We start from the raw sequence: 15,144 nt of genomic DNA, 5'->3' as shown, positions 1-15,144 counted from the left end.
AAAGGGCCTACAAGGTCTCTCAGGAACTATCCTCCATACTTAGCCACTCAAAAGACAGGTTGGTCGCATTTAAGAAACTGGCGATATGGTACAACAGGATAGAAAAAGCGGGGTGCAAGTCATTTAATACAATCGCAAGGACTGTTCAGAACAACTACGAAACGATATTGAATTATTTTGATAACAGATCCACGAATGCTTCTGCAGAATCATTTAACGCAAAGATAAAAGCCTTTAGATCACAGTTTAGAGGGGTGAGAAATGTCAAGTTCTTTCTTTTTAGGCTATCTAAAATATATGCATAGTCACTCCCCAACTTTTTTGCTTGATCCCTGATTCCTTCCTGATTTTTCCAGGTTTGCTACTTTTACGAAAGTTCTCTGATGCCTTTTTCGGGTTTCCATTGATTGTTTCATTATGCCCAGTACAGAACTTTTGAAACAATCTGTACTCCAAACTGCTGCTTTAAAAATAAAATCGCCCAGGATTCCATTTGAAAATTTACCCGTTAAACTTCCCATAATAAATAAATGCCTTTCCACCAATGTAAGCTATTAGCGTTAAAGATTATCCTGATGCGTAAAAAATGTCCGCAATTGTCCGCAGCTGTCTGCAATTGTCCGTAGTTGTCCGGGGGTTAGTCAAAGGGGAAATTATAATTTCATTAATCTTCAACTAGTTATTGTTTGGTTGTGCCTGAGTGGTGGTCGGGATGACACCAGGTTGAGAACAGCCTTTAAGCATGGCAAGTCCAAGTCATTTCAACTAGTTGTTTTTACTTGGACTTGCCATGCTCTCACCTTACTTTAGCATTGCTCTCACCCTAACGAGTACCCGAACAGTACTCAGGCAGTACCCGGCCGATATAGATTTATTTTTGTTATATTAACTTGATCATGAAGTTGTTTTTCAAAATCATCTTTATCTATGCGAAAAACTATCTTTACCAGGCAACACGATGCGAAATAAAAGCGAACATATTCATGTCAACAGATTGCCCTCTGGAACCAGAGAAGGAATAATTATTGGGAGAACATTTTATAATGGCCCGCCGAATGCTAAGAAGTTGAGCGGCCTCACCGGGACAATGGGCACTTATTTATTTTACAGGAAAAAGGGACAACTCACATTGAAATTGACTTTCAGCTGCATCATCTAGAACCATCATCCATTATCTATATCAATCCAGATCAAATACACCGGCCCCTAACGTTTGACAATGCAACAGTTACCAGCTGGATAATCACCAGTGAAAACCTACAACAGGAAAACCTGAAATTATTAGCAGGCCTCACACCCGTGGACGCTTTAGCTTTAAAACCAGAAACATTTTCCATCATTTCAGAGACAGCCTCTCTCTGCATTCAATTCTCTGAAAGGAAACACGAGAAGCTATATAATTCCATTTTGAAAGAAAGTTGTAACACTTTAGTCACCCTGGTCGTGTCGCAATACTTATCTCTAGCTAAAACTGCCGATAACTATTCACGTTTCGAAGTAATCACCAAATCATTCAAATCTACATTAGAACAAGATTTTACGAAGGTAAAAAGCCCGATGGCGTATGCTAAAAGCCTGAATATATCTACTCCTTACCTGAATGAATGCGTCAAAACTGCAACCGGGAACTCCGTTTCGTACCACATACAACAACGTGTTATTTTGGAAGCTAAACGCCTGCTCTACCACTCCAATAAATCCATCAAAGAGATTGCAGGCGAACTCGGCTATGATGATTATTCCTATTTTATTCGGCTATTTGTTAAAATTACAGGAATGACTCCCTTGGCTTTTCGGACTAAAAACTTCGATTAGTCCTATACTCACTGCGTATCTGCATTGTTTACGCTTCACATAAGGTGTTCATTTGTATCGAATTAAAAGAGGTATAAAAATGGAAACGTCAGAAACAACAGATCTTTTACAAAATAAAGAAATAGCAATCGTAGGCGGTGGCCCTGGTGGCTTGACATTAGCCCGGCTTTTACAGCTTAAAGGGGCAAATGTGAAGGTTTATGAGCGGGATTTTAACAAAGAAGCGCGTGTGCAGGGCGCAATCGTTGATTTCCACTTTGAATCAGGTCTGAAAGTTATCGAAGCTGCAGATTTAATGGATGCCTTCAAAGCTAATTACATGCCTGGGGCCGATCAGTACCGCATGGTTGATCAGGATGGAAATATCTGCATAGATGAACATAATCAAGATTCTGAGGCCGGTTTTGGTGACGAACACTTTAGACCGGAGATTGACAGAGGCGCGCTGAGAAACATTTTGATAACTGCTCTTTTGCCGGATACCGTTGTTTGGGATAGTGAGTTTGTAAGCATGGAGCAAGTAAATGATGCGTGGGAACTTAAGTTTAAAAATGGTACGACAGCTACTGCAGCTATTGTAATCGGAGCAGAAGGCTATCGTTCAAAAATACGCTCTTACGTGACAGCCATTGAAGCGCTATATTCGGGCGCAACCATTATTCAGGGCGAAATAGACGGTCCTGAAAAAGAATGCCCTGAAATTTATGCGTTAGTTGACAATGCCAATCTGGTGGCGATGGGTATCGGAAAAACAATTGCTGTGCAACCAAGAGGGGTTGGTGGACTGACTTTTTATGCTTCTTCCCTTTATCCTGAGGATTGGTTCAAAACCAGTGGGATCGATTTTAATAATAAGGAAGAAGTCTGTGCTTACTTAGTTAAATATTACGAATACTGGAACCCCCTGTTTTTTACTCTTTTTAAAGCAAGTAGCTGTTTTGCTGTAAGGCCATTGAACTATTTTCCTTTAGACCAGAATTGGGAGGCAAAACCGAACCTCACCCTTATTGGAGACGCGGCACATCTGATGCCTCCATCGGGTGAGGGAGTGAATACAGCTATGCTTGATGCTTTGGATTTAAGTGAATGTCTTACTAGTGGTGAATTTCAAAGCATCCAGACTGCGATCGCAGCATATGAAAAACGAATGCAGACAAGAGCTACCCTATTAGCGAAAGAGGCACTCGAAGGAATAAAAGATTTTTCTTCCCCATCTGATGAATCCATTAAGAAGTTCATACAGCTGTTTAGCTAAAATGGAGATTAGTGAGCTGCAGTTCTTTTAATTTTCAAAAACATAAATATAACCCCTGCAAACATTACGTTAGCAGGGGTTATAGAAATTACAAAACTATTTTTAGTTTTTCTTTAGCCTCTCCAGAATTAAAGATGAAAAACTTTTAACGCCCGTTCTGATACTTTCTTCATCAACTTGAAAATTCGGTGCATGATTCATTGCGATAATCCCTTTTTCAAGGTTAGAGCCTCCAAGAAAGAAGTAAACTCCGGGTACTTTTTGTTGAAAATAGGTGAAGTCGTCATTGAAAAATGGAAGTTGACCATAATCAGTAGTGACTGCGTCTTTTCCGAAAATAATTTTAAGGGTTTTTGTTGCAATATCCGTTAGCTTTTCATTATTGATAACCGTTGGGTTTTCTTGTACAAATGAAATAGAAAGCAGCTGGTCATTATAGCCGCTTTCCGCTATTACTTGTTTAATTTTGGGAATTAGAGCTTCCAGATTTGCTGAATTCGTCTCATATAAATACGCTTCCAGGAAAAGATTGCCATTTTTAGAATAGATGGTAAACTTCTCATCAGTGATCAGGAAATCCTTAAAAATGGTATTCGGGTTCGCCGGTCCAATTTTAGGATCATTAATATGTTGTATTTCCCAGGGTTTACTGCCATTAGCTGCACGAAATAAAGCGCTATGAATCTTTTTCGTTAACACTTTTGCATCCTCCTTCGGTAATTCATCTTTTAATTTGATTCTTACTCTTTTTTGATAGGCAAACATTTCATTGGGCTTGACCATTATTTGTCCAACCGGCAATACAGATACATGTAAACCATAAATTTCGTCAGGCTTTATTTTGGAAAACAAACCGCTGTTGACCATGCCCTTTGCTCCAATAAAAGTTTCTTCTTCAGGTTGAAATATAAAATATACACTTCCCTTTAAAGATTCTTTATTTTTCGCAAGCACTTCAGCTATTCCCAGTCCAATTGCCATATGTATATCGTGACCACAACCATGCTGCACACCTTTTACTACAGATCTGAAAGCCACCGGGTCAGGGAAATCCTGAGGTAGCGCGTCCATATCAGATCGCCAGGCTATGGTTTTTCCTTTTTTTCCTCCCTTTAAAATTCCTGCAACGCCATGGCCATAAATGTTGGTTTCAACTTCAAGTCCCAGGTCAAGTAAATATTGAGCGATGATTTTTTGGGTACGTATTTCATTGCCTGCCAATTCAGGGTTTTCATGAAGGTCTCTCCTGAGTGCAACTAACTTATTAAAGATGCGATCAGTTTCGAGTTTAATAGCTCCATGAGTTAAGGTTCTTTTTGAATTATTATTTCTTGCTTCAGATTTCAGCTGTTGTGCAAAAGAATAAGAAACAGTAACCATAAAACAGGTTAGGACTAGTACAAGTTTTTTCATAATTATAACCAATTGATTTTAAATCAGTAACCATTAGAATGTGTAATTGATTAATTGTTACAATTATGTTTGATTATGAATTTTATTTAATCCTTGTTTATTTTATCTTAACATGGCTACTTGGCCAGCCAGACCTTGCTCTGTCTATTGAAATTGCCTTGTTTCACTGTGATATAGTTTTTGAAAATATGATAATTTCCTCCTCCATTCATGATTCTATTAAAGTCAACCAGATCATCAGGATTCTGTGCAGTATGTATGACCATTATATTCTTGTCGTTAAGAGGGTTCACCCAACCGATTAATACTCCGTAGCCAGTGCCTTGATAGATATTCTCCCCAATAATTTTGTCATCTTTTATCAGAAGAGGTATTTGAGGTAAGTATTTCTGCAGAAACTTGTTCCCTTTCGGCGTTCCCCAGACAGAAAGATTATAGGCAGATAAATCCATCTTCAAAGCAGTTGTATCGGCGACTATACTTGCATCTTTTAAAGATGATATGCGATTTTTAAATTCATTCATAAATTTTTTGAGCCTTTGATCTGCTTCCTTATCCGGCTCATCGCTCGATACAATAAAAAGTATGTTTTCTTTATCATAAATATCTCCTGTCGCCGGCATCGCAGCTACGTCAGGCTTTCTGATTTGTTCACTTTCTGCTACCCAGGCATCAATATCAGTTTGTTTAATCTCCTCAAAGGATTCGATGATCTTCGGCATAAAACTATCGAGCGTAGGGTAGGCATTTCGGTTTGCCTCATAGTATTTAAGTGCCTTCAGCAGCGAATTAAGGTAGATCCAATCCTTCCCTTTTTGATACCTCACGTTATTTAACTCAGCTGCATCCTCCCCAAATTTCTGTGCAGCAAGCCTGCAAGTAATGGCCTCTGTCAATTGTTCCTTAACTACAGCATCCCATGAGCTATAAGCTTGTGCCCTCATAGATACTTTTACAGGCTCCCACAAGTAACTGAAGGGAGTAAGCTGATTTTCAACTTTTTCTACAGCAGGATTTGCAAAGGAATGTGCAAATTCATGCCATAACAGCCTGTAAAGCCCTGCAATATCAAACGTCGGTATACGGATTGCAATTTTTTCCGGAGCAATAACAGCATATAATTCTTTTCCATCTTTTTTATAAATACGCGGACCAAAATTACCCCAGCCCAGAAAATTAAGGATCACATTAAACTGTATATTTTTTCCATGCTGTTCACCACAATATTTCAGTAGCCGGTTTTTCTCATCGAAATCCGGGAGATTATAAGCGAGCGTCGCTAAAGAAATATTGTAAAGGTCCGAATTGCTGTTAAAGAACTTAGGATAGTTTGATTTCATGGAGAAATCTTTAAGCAAAATCCTCAGAGAGTCCAGCTGAGGATTCTTTTCATCTGGAGAAGATACATCTTTTCTCCAGTCAAAATCATTGGTTAAATGAAGCATAAACCAGATAGGGCCTTCTATTTTGTTGCCGAAAAGCTTTTCATACATAGGGTTCCGATCTAAATAAGCAAAAAGCGCATGCTGCTTAAATGGCTTAAAATTAGCGGCTATTTTTTCCTTGTAATCCAGCTCTATTGAATTTACAAGCGGAATTCCCTGCAACACTTCGATCGTATGAAATAACTCAATCCGCGGGTCCACTGTAAAATTTACTCCATTTAATACTACTTTACATTCCTTGAATTTTTCATTGGTCGTCCGGTTCTGAGAAAAAACCGGAGATGAAGAAAAAAGAACAATTACGGAGAATAATAAAATTGAGCATGCTATTTTCATACGTTATTAAATAAGTGTTACAGGAAGTCAGGTTCAAATTACAGTAGTAACTACTTATTAACAGTAGTTGTTCAAACTGCTTGTTTACTTATACAAGAGTACTAATCTAATTATTTTTACGGAAATATACTTGCTTTGTGGTTTATTTTAATTTCGTGTATAATCTGCTTTTCTTTACTTATGATGTCAAAGCTTTTCGCGTGCAATAGCGGGGCTGATTAATACTCATGGAGGCAATTGAAACAGTGGTGCACTTTTTTTGCGTGGAATGGATAAACAAAGAAAGCTATGGATACCAGCATAGTTAAAATGCCAAACCTTTTTTTTGTGGCCTGAACATAACCCACATTGTGAGATCCGCATTGAGGACAAACGTATTCTCCTTCCTCTTGTTCAGGTATTTCGGAAACCGGAATCGTCTCTTCCAGTATACCCCTGGCCACATCAGCGTCTCTTTCAAAAAGATGGAGCTTAACACCACCCAATGCCTGGGTATACAAAGGATTAAGCGTGACCGTATTTTCATCAGATAGAAAACATTGGATACCTGCGTCCATTAATCTTGATTTTACAATATTTGCTTCTATAGGGTTGTAGAATGTTTCAAATACGACGATTTTATCCATTCAGTGAAATTAGTTCAATAAATTCGGTTCTAGTGTTGATTTATTGTAAAAACGCATGGTGTAATCAATATTTGGTCACTATCTGTGCTGAATTTATCCGGGACAGTCTTATATTCACAACTTAGAGTTTTGCGCGTATGAAAATGAAACTGCTTCTTTTACTGATTTTTTTAACGGGTGCTGTGACCATGAATGCTCAGACTTATACAATCTCAAAGACTGTTGATATTTTTGGAGACACGATTGAAACTTACAAAGATAAAAGGGGAAATAAACTGGCTGCAATTACGCATTCCACCGATATTTTTGGAAATAAGATAAAAAATATGACTGGGCCAAATGGAGAGCGGATACAGTCCCTAAAGACATCAACCGATATTTTCGGAGATAAAACTGTTTCTGTTTATGACGAAAAAGGACAATCAAAAGTAACTATAAAAACATCGACAGATATTTTTGGCGATCAAACCAAACGCATTACAGGTGCTAACGGTGAATTGATAAGGTCGGTTAAAAAATCAACTGACATTTTCGGGGACGAGACTATTGCGATTAATGATGGAAACGGAAGGCTGAAGCTGGCTGTTAAAACTTCTACTGATATTTTTGGGGATGAAACAAAACATATTACTGGTGCTAACCGGGAAAAAGCAGGCTCAATTAAAAAGTCAACCGACATCTTTGGAAACAAGATTGTATTAATCCTTGATGCAAACGGAAAGAGAACTATGAGCATAAAGACATCAAATGATATATTTGGGGATGAAACGAAAGATATAACTGGTCCTGGCGGGGAACGTATAGGTTCGATCAGGAAATCAAAAGATATTTTTGGCGATGAAACCATCACAATCCGTAACAGCAGCGGGCAAACTACTGCGGCTATAAAAACTACAACCGATATTTTTGGAAACGAGAAGAAAAATATTGTTGGTAAAAATGGGAAACAGTTAGCGTCCATCAAAAAAGTCAATGATATTTTCGGAAATAGTGTGACCTCTGTTGATCATGAAGAAGATGCTGAATCCTTAGATTTATTTATGAAACTGTTGCTGGAACCCGGAGATTATTAAAAAGGGATTTCACAACATACACACATCCGGTAAATAAATAGCTAATCTATCTTTTACCCTTTATTTATTTTTAAACAATTAAAACTATGATCCCTGTTAAATTACTTATAGCACTTCCTTTGTTGGCATTGGGCCTTTCAGCGCGTGCAGATTCGCCATTGAAAGATAAAAGTTACCTGGTTACAAAAACTAATGATACGATATACGGTAAAATTAAAGCTAATTATTGGATAGGGGGAGCAAAACTTATTGCAGCAGACAGCACTTATAAATTAGATCCGAACGTATATACCGCTTATTATAATGCGAAAAACAAAGTGCTTTACCGCAGTAAGGTACTTCCTGGTTTTATTCCTGAAGATCTGGCAAAAAAGATGGCTATACCTGAGCAAGCATCCTGGTTAAAATGTATAGAAGACGGGAAAATAAAATTATATGAATATAAAGCTTATACTTTCGGTAATCAGATGGATAATGCACTTGATGTAACCAGCGCAATTAGCTCTGCCATTGCCACAGGAGGGATTCCAAATGCTGAATATACAAGCTGGTTCATAGAGAAAGATAGTTCCCGGATAACATCAATTAAGTATAATAAGATTATAAGTGCTGGCAGTAAAACCAGAAAAGAGCGCAAAGAACTATTAAAAGATATGCTGGCGGATAATGATAAAGTATCTCAAAATTACAACCAAACCAATTCTTTCACATTTAAAGTGATAGAGAAGCTTGTTCATGAATATAATAATTCAAAAAGCTAAAATAGACCAGCAAGTTCAAATAAATCAGAAGTTATTATTGTAAAAACCGGGCTGAGCTTTAAGCATAAGCAAGGATTCTTCAGTATGGCTTCAGCGTCTGTCAGATCACTACAAGTCTTCTGCCTTCATGCTGATTAATTGACTTTTTTACGTTTTCTTTTGATGAAATTCACATAGATAGTGATGATTACTGCAAGCGTAAAGCTAATTCCGGTTACGGTATCAATGAAAGAAGAGGAAATGTCCTGACCCGAAATCATGTCAGCATAATATTTAATAAAAGAATTGGGGAGATTAACTTCACCCAGTCTTTCTTTAATCTGCCATTGCCAATCTGTAATAGGGCAATAGCCAAGCCCATACCAGATACCAAGTATCAGCCAGCAGCTTAAAGTGAGCGTTACTACTATAAGATGTGCCTTTCTTGCAGATGGCCATATCCAGCCAAATAAATTAAAGCCGATAATGAGCAGATGAAGCAAAGTGAAAAACCAGTCAAGCAGTATATACATCATCTTTTTTCAAAATATACACTGCTTTCAATCTCTGCATACTGGCCGTAATTTTATCAGTAGCATATTCTTTGATTGCACTGCGTGCTTATAAAGATATAAAAATCTAATTGTATAGCTATAAATCCAGTCATTCGCTGAAGTTTTAATAGAGTTGCATTCCTTATCGCTGATTTGTACATTAGCCTGCTCACAATGAAGGTGTACACGAGGTTAGATGATTTTCAGTTGATTGAACTTCTTAAAGAAGATGACGAATCTGCTTTTGCGGAGATTTACAGCCGGTATGCGGAAAATATGGCTGGTTTTGCCTGCTCAAAGTTGTTCAGCTTAGAAGATGCGAGAGATCTCATTCATGACCTGTTTGTAAAGCTTTGGGAAAATAGAAATCAATTGGTTGTCACCTCAAATTTAAAGACCTATTTATATTTGCTGGTTCGTCACCGTATTATTGATAAGATCCGCAAGAATATTACCCGTGAAGAATATGCAGACAGTTTAAAATCTTTGCGATATGCTTACCACAATAGTATTGAACAAAAAATATATCTGAAGGAGCTGGAGAATACTATTGAGAAATCTCTAAACGAGCTTTCTCCAAGAGTAAAGGAAATTTATCAAATGAGCAGGGTAGAAGAGCTGAGTATTAAAGAAATAGCTGAAAAACTTGGATTGGCAGAACAAACTGTCAAAAATCAGCTTTCAACAGCATTAAAACATTTGCAGAAAGTATTAGCTCAGGTATCAGTTACCGCACTGTTATACTGGATAAATTCTTAAGCCAGGTTTACGGACAACTTCTTAAACAAGCTCCAGCACAGAGAACTTAAAAATCGTTTAATTTAATCATTTTCTGATAGTACTTAATGGAAGTTCATACGGCTACTGCAAAAGTTCCGATAAATGAATCATAACGATATAGAATTCCTGCTGGATAACTATCTGAAGGGAAAGACATCTGAAGAAGAAGATTTAATCATAACGCAATGGCTGGAATCCGATTTGAATCCTCAACAGGATGTATGGACGGGTATGGACCAGGCCAGTAAAGCACAATGGCTTGCCAGGGTATATGATGATATTCATCAAACTATACATGCAGCTAAAGCTATTCCTTCAAAAAGATATTTATGGCACAAATGGGTAGCGGTTGCTGCAGCGATAACTGTTGTTTTCTCTTTGTATTGGTTATGGCCGGTGATACATCAGGATATTAAATCTTCGCCGGTTACCCAATTAACGGTTTCTTCCAATCAAAAAAAACAGGTTATTCTGCCAGACGGCAGCCAGGTTTGGATCAATTCAAATTCAGTATTAAGTTACCCGCAATCTTTTAAAGGTAAGCTAAGGGAGGTCAGCTTATCGGGAGAAGCCTATTTTGATATTAAACATGATATTGACAGACCGTTTATTGTGCATACTGGAAAGCTTATTACGACTGTTTTAGGTACCGCATTCAATATCAAAGAAGACAAATCTTTACAGACTATTGTGGTAACTGTAACCCGTGGAAAAGTTAAAGTTGCCAATGGACCAGATCAATTGGCGATACTTAAACCCAATCAGCAAGTCATCTTTAATATTCCGGATAATAAAGCAATTCAGGCTGAAACCAATAGTCAGCAGGCTATAGCATGGCAGCAGAGTGACCTTCTATTCGAGGACATAACTTTTGAACAGGCGGCTTTGAAATTAGAACAGCGATTCAGGGTGAAGATCAGTTTCGAAAATCAAAAGATAAAAGATTGCAGATTTAGTGGATCGGCACTCTCTTATGATAAACTGGATAAAATATTAAAAGTGATTTGTGCTTTTAATCATGCCTCTTATACCACTAAAAAAGACGGTAATATAGTGATTAGCGGGCAAGGATGTAATTAATGCAAATGAATCAGCAGCAGCAAACCGATAAAATAAGATGAACAGAAGATAGAATTAATCAGGCTATAACTACTCAAGGAAAGTAGTAATGAGCAAAAACCTGTAAGCCGACGGCAATCAGCTCACAGGTATCCCGGAAGAACCGGGGTTTTAAACAATTGGTATCACTTAAAACATTTAAAAGTATGAATATTTCTGCGAAAATGCGGAGACAGGGGGCATTATATGCCATTATTACTGACAGCAAAATATTAAAAAAACAATTTATCTATCAATTAATGCGCATCAGCATCTTATCAGCTCTTCTATTATTTACCACCTTGCAGTTGCTGTTTGCTACTTCGCTGAATGGACAGAATATCAAAACTGACCAGGTAACTATTGGCCTGAAACACGATAACCTGGTCACTGCTTTAAAGAAGATAGAGGAACAAAGTACGTTTAGATTTTATTACCGTAAAGCCGATGTTAAAGACATATCAGAGCTGAATATTCCAGTAATTACAAGAACAGTAGAGGAAACATTAAACGAACTGCTGCAGAATACCTTCTTTACCTTCAGACAAATTGACCATAACATTTTATTGGAGAAAAATAGTTTGCAGGAAAACTATATAATTAAAGGTAAAGTGACCAGTTTAAATCATTTACCGCTGGAATTTGCTACAGTAAGTATCAAAGCAATAAATAGTAATGAGATTCTGCAAAGAAAACAGACTGATCTGGAGGGTAATTTCCAGTTAACAATCAAAGATAAAGGCGACTACCTGGTTGAAATATCAGCAATAGGTATGGATAGTGTCAGCGTTGCAGTAAACCTGGCTGATATTAAAACTATACAATTACCATTTATCCTGCTGAGCGCAAATAGCAGGAGCCTGAATGAAGTCACTATCACAGGAAAGAAAGCATATATTGAGCAAAAGCTGGACCGTACGGTTATTAACGTAGGGGCGTTGATTTCAAATGAAGGTGCAAACGCATTAGAAGTACTTGAAAAATCACCTGGTGTATTGGTTGATGGAAATGGAACAGTCAGTTTTAAGGGTAAGCCCGGGGTCACTATTTTTATTGATGGAAAACCTACCTATCTGTCAGGAACTAATCTGGCTGGTTACTTGAAATCTTTACCAGCATCACTTTTAGATCAGATTGAACTTATGGATAATCCGCCAGCTAAATACGATGCTGCTGGTAATGCGGGAGTAATCAATATCAAGACTAAAAAATCTAAAGCGAATGGATTCAATGGCTCTTTATCGGCTAATTATAGTCTGGCACATACAGGGCAAACTAATGAAAGCCTGAACCTGAATTACCGGGTCAATAAAATCAATCTTTTTTCAAGTACTTCTTATACACTTGCTCAGAGTTACCGGGAATTTGAAGAGGATCGTGATTATTTTGACCCCAACAATGCTTTTAAGAGTGCATTCAGGCTCAAATCTATCCTAAAAGACAAAAGTAATTCCGGCAATATCAAAATAGGTATGGACTATTACCAATCCCCTAAAACTACCTGGGGTATAATCTTTACAGGTTCGGTTACACCAAAGTCGGGCAAAACCAATTCAACCAATCAGCTGCTAAATAAAAATCACCAGCTGGACTCACTAATTTATGCTGACAACACGAGTAAGGGACACTTTAATAATGCAGGATTCAATTTGAACTACAGCCATCAGTTTGATAGTTTAGGCAAAGTGATCACCTTTGACCTTGATGCTGTGATTTATAATTCAACCAATAACCAGCGATTTTTTAACCAGACTTACGCTACTGACGGCACACTTACAAATACACAGGTTATTACCGATCATTTGCCTACTAAAATCAATATTTATTCCGTTAAAACAGACTATACGCTTCCTTTAGGTGGTAAAGCTAAACTTGAAGCAGGTTTTAAAAGCAGCTATATCCAAACTGATAACGAAGCAAATTATTTTAATGTAGCTGAAGAAGTAAGTACATCAAATCCTGATTTTACGAATCACTTTTTATACCAAGAGAATATCAATGCTGCTTATTTGAATTATAGTAAGGTTTATCAGCGGTTTTCATTCCAGGCGGGCTTGCGTGCAGAAAATACAAATACCCGGGGACACCAGCTCGGAAGTATTGTAAGACCCGATTCTTCCTTTGTAAAAAGCTATACCAATCTGTTTCCTACAACTTATCTGTCTTATAAATTAGATAGCGCGGGGCATCATTTACTGATTGCTTCTTATGGCAGGAGAATTCGAAGACCCTACTATCAGGATTTAAACCCCTTCGTCACGATAGTGGATAAATACAGTTATTTTTCGGGAAACCCTTATTTACGTCCGCAATATTCTGACATTTTCAAACTGTCTTATAGCTATAAAAGTATGCTCACTGCGGCGCTTTATTATACACACGTTTCAGATCTGCAATATGAAGTTGTTAAACAGCAAGGGGATATTTTTATTGATGGAATAGGCAATATCGGTACAGCAAAGTATCTCGGCGCATCAGTTACACTCGCTTTTAAGCCGGCAAAGTGGTGGCTTAACAATACCTATATCCAGGTCTTTAATAATATCTTTAAAGGGCAGTTATTCTCAACTTTTCTGGACGAATCCAGGACTATGGGAGAAATTAACAGCTCAAATATATTCACGCTGTCTTCCAGATGGAGTGCCGAGTTAAGTGGGTTTTATATTACTAAACGTGCTAACAGCCAATTTATTAATAATGGGACCGGACAATTAAATGCGGGCATTCAAAAGAAAGTATTCAATAATAAAGGGTCGGTTAAAGTCAGTGTGCGGGATATTTTAAAGACTTACAAGAACAATGGTTTGACCAATAATATTCCGAATGCTACAGAAGCTTTCAGAAACAAATTTAATTCGCAGGTATTTACTTTAGGCTTCAATTATAACTTTGGAAGTTCATTGTCTAAAAAAAGTAAACGGGATACAGGAAGTGCTGACATGGAAAAAGGAAGGGTAAAAAATTAACCCTTCCAATCTGACTCTATTTTTAATTATCTTTGTTCTTTGAAATATTCAATTCAATATGAAGGCAGCAATAGAAACCCTTGGAGATTATTACCACAGAACAAATCAGATTATTCCTTCGGATTTGTTAAACCCTAAAGGGAATTCAAGTCATTTTAACGTTCAGCCCAGATCCTACTGCAATAAGGTGACACCCTATAACAGGAGGGATCATTACAAAATGTGCCTGACTATAGGAGCAGGGAGGCTTCACTTCGCGGATAAAGTGATTGAGGTGAACCAGCCGGCACTTGTTTTTTCTAATCCTTCCGTACCCTATTCCTGGGAATCTACGGTAGAAACACAAGAAGGCTACCTATGCTTGTTTAATGACTCTTTTATCTCTGCTGAATTAAAAAAAGGCCTGGAACTTACCTGTCCGTTATTTAACCCTGTACTTAATCCTGTCTTTTTCCTCAATAAGGAACAAACGGAGTTGGTTAGCGGCTATTTTAAACAAATGATTGATGAATTGAAAAGTGATTATGAGTATAAATTTGAGGTGATCAGAAGCTTACTAAAGCTGATCATACATCAAGGGATAAAAATACAATCTGCGGATAATTTAATCGCACATAAAGACGTTTCAGATCGGATTACACCTATGTTTGTCGAATTACTGGAACGTCAGTTTCCCGTAGACTCGCCAGAAAATCCACTTAAAATAAAAAGTGCCTCTGAATTTGCCAGTCAGCTGAATATCCATGTGAACCATTTGAACTATGTGATCAAGTCACATACCGGCAAAACCACGACACAAATGATCAGTAACAGGATTGTCGATGAAGCTAAAACCCTGCTGAAGAATACAGATTGGGATGTAGCGGAAATTGGATATTGCCTTGGGTTTGATTATCCTGCGCATTTCAACAATTATTTTAAAAAACATACAGGAGTAACCCCTTCAATCTTTAAATACAATTTATAGCAATTATTTGATTTATGTAATCATTTCTTTGTTTTTTGAAAGTAGCTTCTCTGCTTTTGCCTATATCTTTGGTCAC

At 37.5% G+C, this 15,144-nt stretch carries 14 protein-coding genes; 9 read left to right on the top strand and 5 right to left on the bottom strand.

Annotated features, from left to right (window positions below):
* On the top strand, positions 1 to 305 hold a 305-nt coding region (locus tag LY11_RS13150), incomplete at its 5' end, for a transposase (RefSeq protein WP_111634125.1).
* On the opposite strand, the gene LY11_RS13145 is transcribed toward LY11_RS13150, so the two are convergent.
* Positions 306 to 521 (bottom strand): hypothetical protein, encoded by a 216-nt coding sequence (locus LY11_RS13145; protein WP_111634124.1) that lies wholly within the window; start codon positions 519 to 521, stop codon positions 306 to 308.
* An 886-nt stretch (positions 522 to 1,407) separates the two neighbouring features.
* Between LY11_RS13145 and LY11_RS26900 the strand changes: the two genes are divergently transcribed.
* Positions 1,408 to 1,815: a helix-turn-helix domain-containing protein gene (locus LY11_RS26900; RefSeq protein ID WP_211321547.1), complete on the top strand. Its 408-nt coding sequence runs from the start codon at positions 1,408 to 1,410 to the stop codon at positions 1,813 to 1,815.
* A gap of 79 nt (positions 1,816 to 1,894) precedes the next feature.
* A complete protein-coding gene (locus LY11_RS13135) occupies positions 1,895 to 3,070 on the top strand; it encodes an FAD-dependent oxidoreductase (RefSeq protein ID WP_111634123.1) in 1,176 nt (391 codons plus the stop codon).
* A gap of 102 nt (positions 3,071 to 3,172) precedes the next feature.
* Here the strand turns inward: LY11_RS13135 and LY11_RS13130 are convergent, their stop codons facing one another.
* From LY11_RS13130 to LY11_RS13120, 3 genes are all read right to left on the bottom strand, one after another.
* The gene (locus LY11_RS13130) at positions 3,173 to 4,483 is read right to left on the bottom strand and encodes a M20 metallopeptidase family protein (protein WP_245952743.1); all 1,311 of its coding nucleotides are present in this window, start codon (positions 4,481 to 4,483) and stop codon (positions 3,173 to 3,175) included.
* Positions 4,484 to 4,599: 116 nt separating this feature from the next.
* Complete coding sequence (locus tag LY11_RS13125; protein WP_111634122.1) at positions 4,600 to 6,264, bottom strand: DUF4932 domain-containing protein; 1,665 nt, start codon at positions 6,262 to 6,264, stop codon at positions 4,600 to 4,602.
* A gap of 218 nt (positions 6,265 to 6,482) precedes the next feature.
* Positions 6,483 to 6,890 carry a putative signal transducing protein gene (locus tag LY11_RS13120; RefSeq protein WP_111634121.1) on the bottom strand — a complete coding sequence of 136 codons (408 nt, stop codon included), beginning with the start codon at positions 6,888 to 6,890 and terminating at the stop codon, positions 6,483 to 6,485.
* A gap of 137 nt (positions 6,891 to 7,027) precedes the next feature.
* Between LY11_RS13120 and LY11_RS13115 the strand changes: the two genes are divergently transcribed.
* Together LY11_RS13115 and LY11_RS13110 are read left to right on the top strand one after the other, a co-directional pair.
* Positions 7,028 to 7,963: a hypothetical protein gene (locus LY11_RS13115; protein ID WP_111634120.1), complete on the top strand. Its 936-nt coding sequence runs from the start codon at positions 7,028 to 7,030 to the stop codon at positions 7,961 to 7,963.
* Positions 7,964 to 8,049: 86 nt separating this feature from the next.
* Positions 8,050 to 8,724: a hypothetical protein gene (locus LY11_RS13110; protein ID WP_111634119.1), complete on the top strand. Its 675-nt coding sequence runs from the start codon at positions 8,050 to 8,052 to the stop codon at positions 8,722 to 8,724.
* A gap of 134 nt (positions 8,725 to 8,858) precedes the next feature.
* On the opposite strand, the gene LY11_RS13105 is transcribed toward LY11_RS13110, so the two are convergent.
* Entirely contained in the window at positions 8,859 to 9,239 is a 381-nt protein-coding gene (locus tag LY11_RS13105) for a DUF2784 domain-containing protein (RefSeq protein WP_245952742.1), read from the bottom strand.
* A 192-nt stretch (positions 9,240 to 9,431) separates the two neighbouring features.
* On the opposite strand from LY11_RS13105, the gene LY11_RS13100 reads away from it, so the two are divergent.
* The 4 genes from LY11_RS13100 to LY11_RS13085 all read left to right on the top strand — a co-directional run bounded on the left by LY11_RS13100 (position 9,432) and on the right by LY11_RS13085 (position 15,068).
* Complete coding sequence (locus tag LY11_RS13100) at positions 9,432 to 10,016, top strand: RNA polymerase sigma factor (RefSeq protein WP_111634117.1); 585 nt, start codon at positions 9,432 to 9,434, stop codon at positions 10,014 to 10,016.
* Positions 10,017 to 10,139: 123 nt separating this feature from the next.
* Positions 10,140 to 11,117 carry a FecR family protein gene (locus LY11_RS13095; protein WP_111634116.1) on the top strand — a complete coding sequence of 326 codons (978 nt, stop codon included), beginning with the start codon at positions 10,140 to 10,142 and terminating at the stop codon, positions 11,115 to 11,117.
* A gap of 185 nt (positions 11,118 to 11,302) precedes the next feature.
* The gene (locus LY11_RS13090; protein ID WP_111634115.1) at positions 11,303 to 14,101 is read left to right on the top strand and encodes an outer membrane beta-barrel family protein; all 2,799 of its coding nucleotides are present in this window, start codon (positions 11,303 to 11,305) and stop codon (positions 14,099 to 14,101) included.
* A gap of 58 nt (positions 14,102 to 14,159) precedes the next feature.
* Positions 14,160 to 15,068: a helix-turn-helix domain-containing protein gene (locus LY11_RS13085; protein WP_111634114.1), complete on the top strand. Its 909-nt coding sequence runs from the start codon at positions 14,160 to 14,162 to the stop codon at positions 15,066 to 15,068.
* Positions 15,069 to 15,144: the final 76 nt, after the last annotated feature.

Origin of the sequence: Pedobacter cryoconitis, from assembly GCF_003259615.1 — a bacterium.
GTDB lineage: Bacteria > Bacteroidota > Bacteroidia > Sphingobacteriales > Sphingobacteriaceae > Pedobacter > Pedobacter cryoconitis.
Note: the sequence above shows the minus strand (reverse complement) of the source record. Positions and strands in the feature narration are given on the sequence as shown.

Excerpts from the sequence above, each read along its gene's own strand:
- LY11_RS13145 (WP_111634124.1), bottom strand. The coding sequence starts at position 521 with ATGGGAAGTTTAACGGGTAAATTTTCAAATGGAATCCTGGGCGATTTT.
- LY11_RS13135 (WP_111634123.1), top strand. The coding sequence starts at position 1,895 with ATGGAAACGTCAGAAACAACAGATCTTTTACAAAATAAAGAAATAGCA.
- LY11_RS13130 (WP_245952743.1), bottom strand. The coding sequence starts at position 4,483 with ATGAAAAAACTTGTACTAGTCCTAACCTGTTTTATGGTTACTGTTTCT.
- LY11_RS13125 (WP_111634122.1), bottom strand. The coding sequence starts at position 6,264 with ATGAAAATAGCATGCTCAATTTTATTATTCTCCGTAATTGTTCTTTTT.
- LY11_RS13120 (WP_111634121.1), bottom strand. The coding sequence starts at position 6,890 with ATGGATAAAATCGTCGTATTTGAAACATTCTACAACCCTATAGAAGCA.
- LY11_RS13115 (WP_111634120.1), top strand. The coding sequence starts at position 7,028 with ATGAAAATGAAACTGCTTCTTTTACTGATTTTTTTAACGGGTGCTGTG.
- LY11_RS13110 (WP_111634119.1), top strand. The coding sequence starts at position 8,050 with ATGATCCCTGTTAAATTACTTATAGCACTTCCTTTGTTGGCATTGGGC.
- LY11_RS13105 (WP_245952742.1), bottom strand. The coding sequence starts at position 9,239 with ATGATGTATATACTGCTTGACTGGTTTTTCACTTTGCTTCATCTGCTC.
- LY11_RS13100 (WP_111634117.1), top strand. The coding sequence starts at position 9,432 with ATGAAGGTGTACACGAGGTTAGATGATTTTCAGTTGATTGAACTTCTT.
- LY11_RS13095 (WP_111634116.1), top strand. The coding sequence starts at position 10,140 with ATGAATCATAACGATATAGAATTCCTGCTGGATAACTATCTGAAGGGA.
- LY11_RS13090 (WP_111634115.1), top strand. The coding sequence starts at position 11,303 with ATGAATATTTCTGCGAAAATGCGGAGACAGGGGGCATTATATGCCATT.
- LY11_RS13085 (WP_111634114.1), top strand. The coding sequence starts at position 14,160 with ATGAAGGCAGCAATAGAAACCCTTGGAGATTATTACCACAGAACAAAT.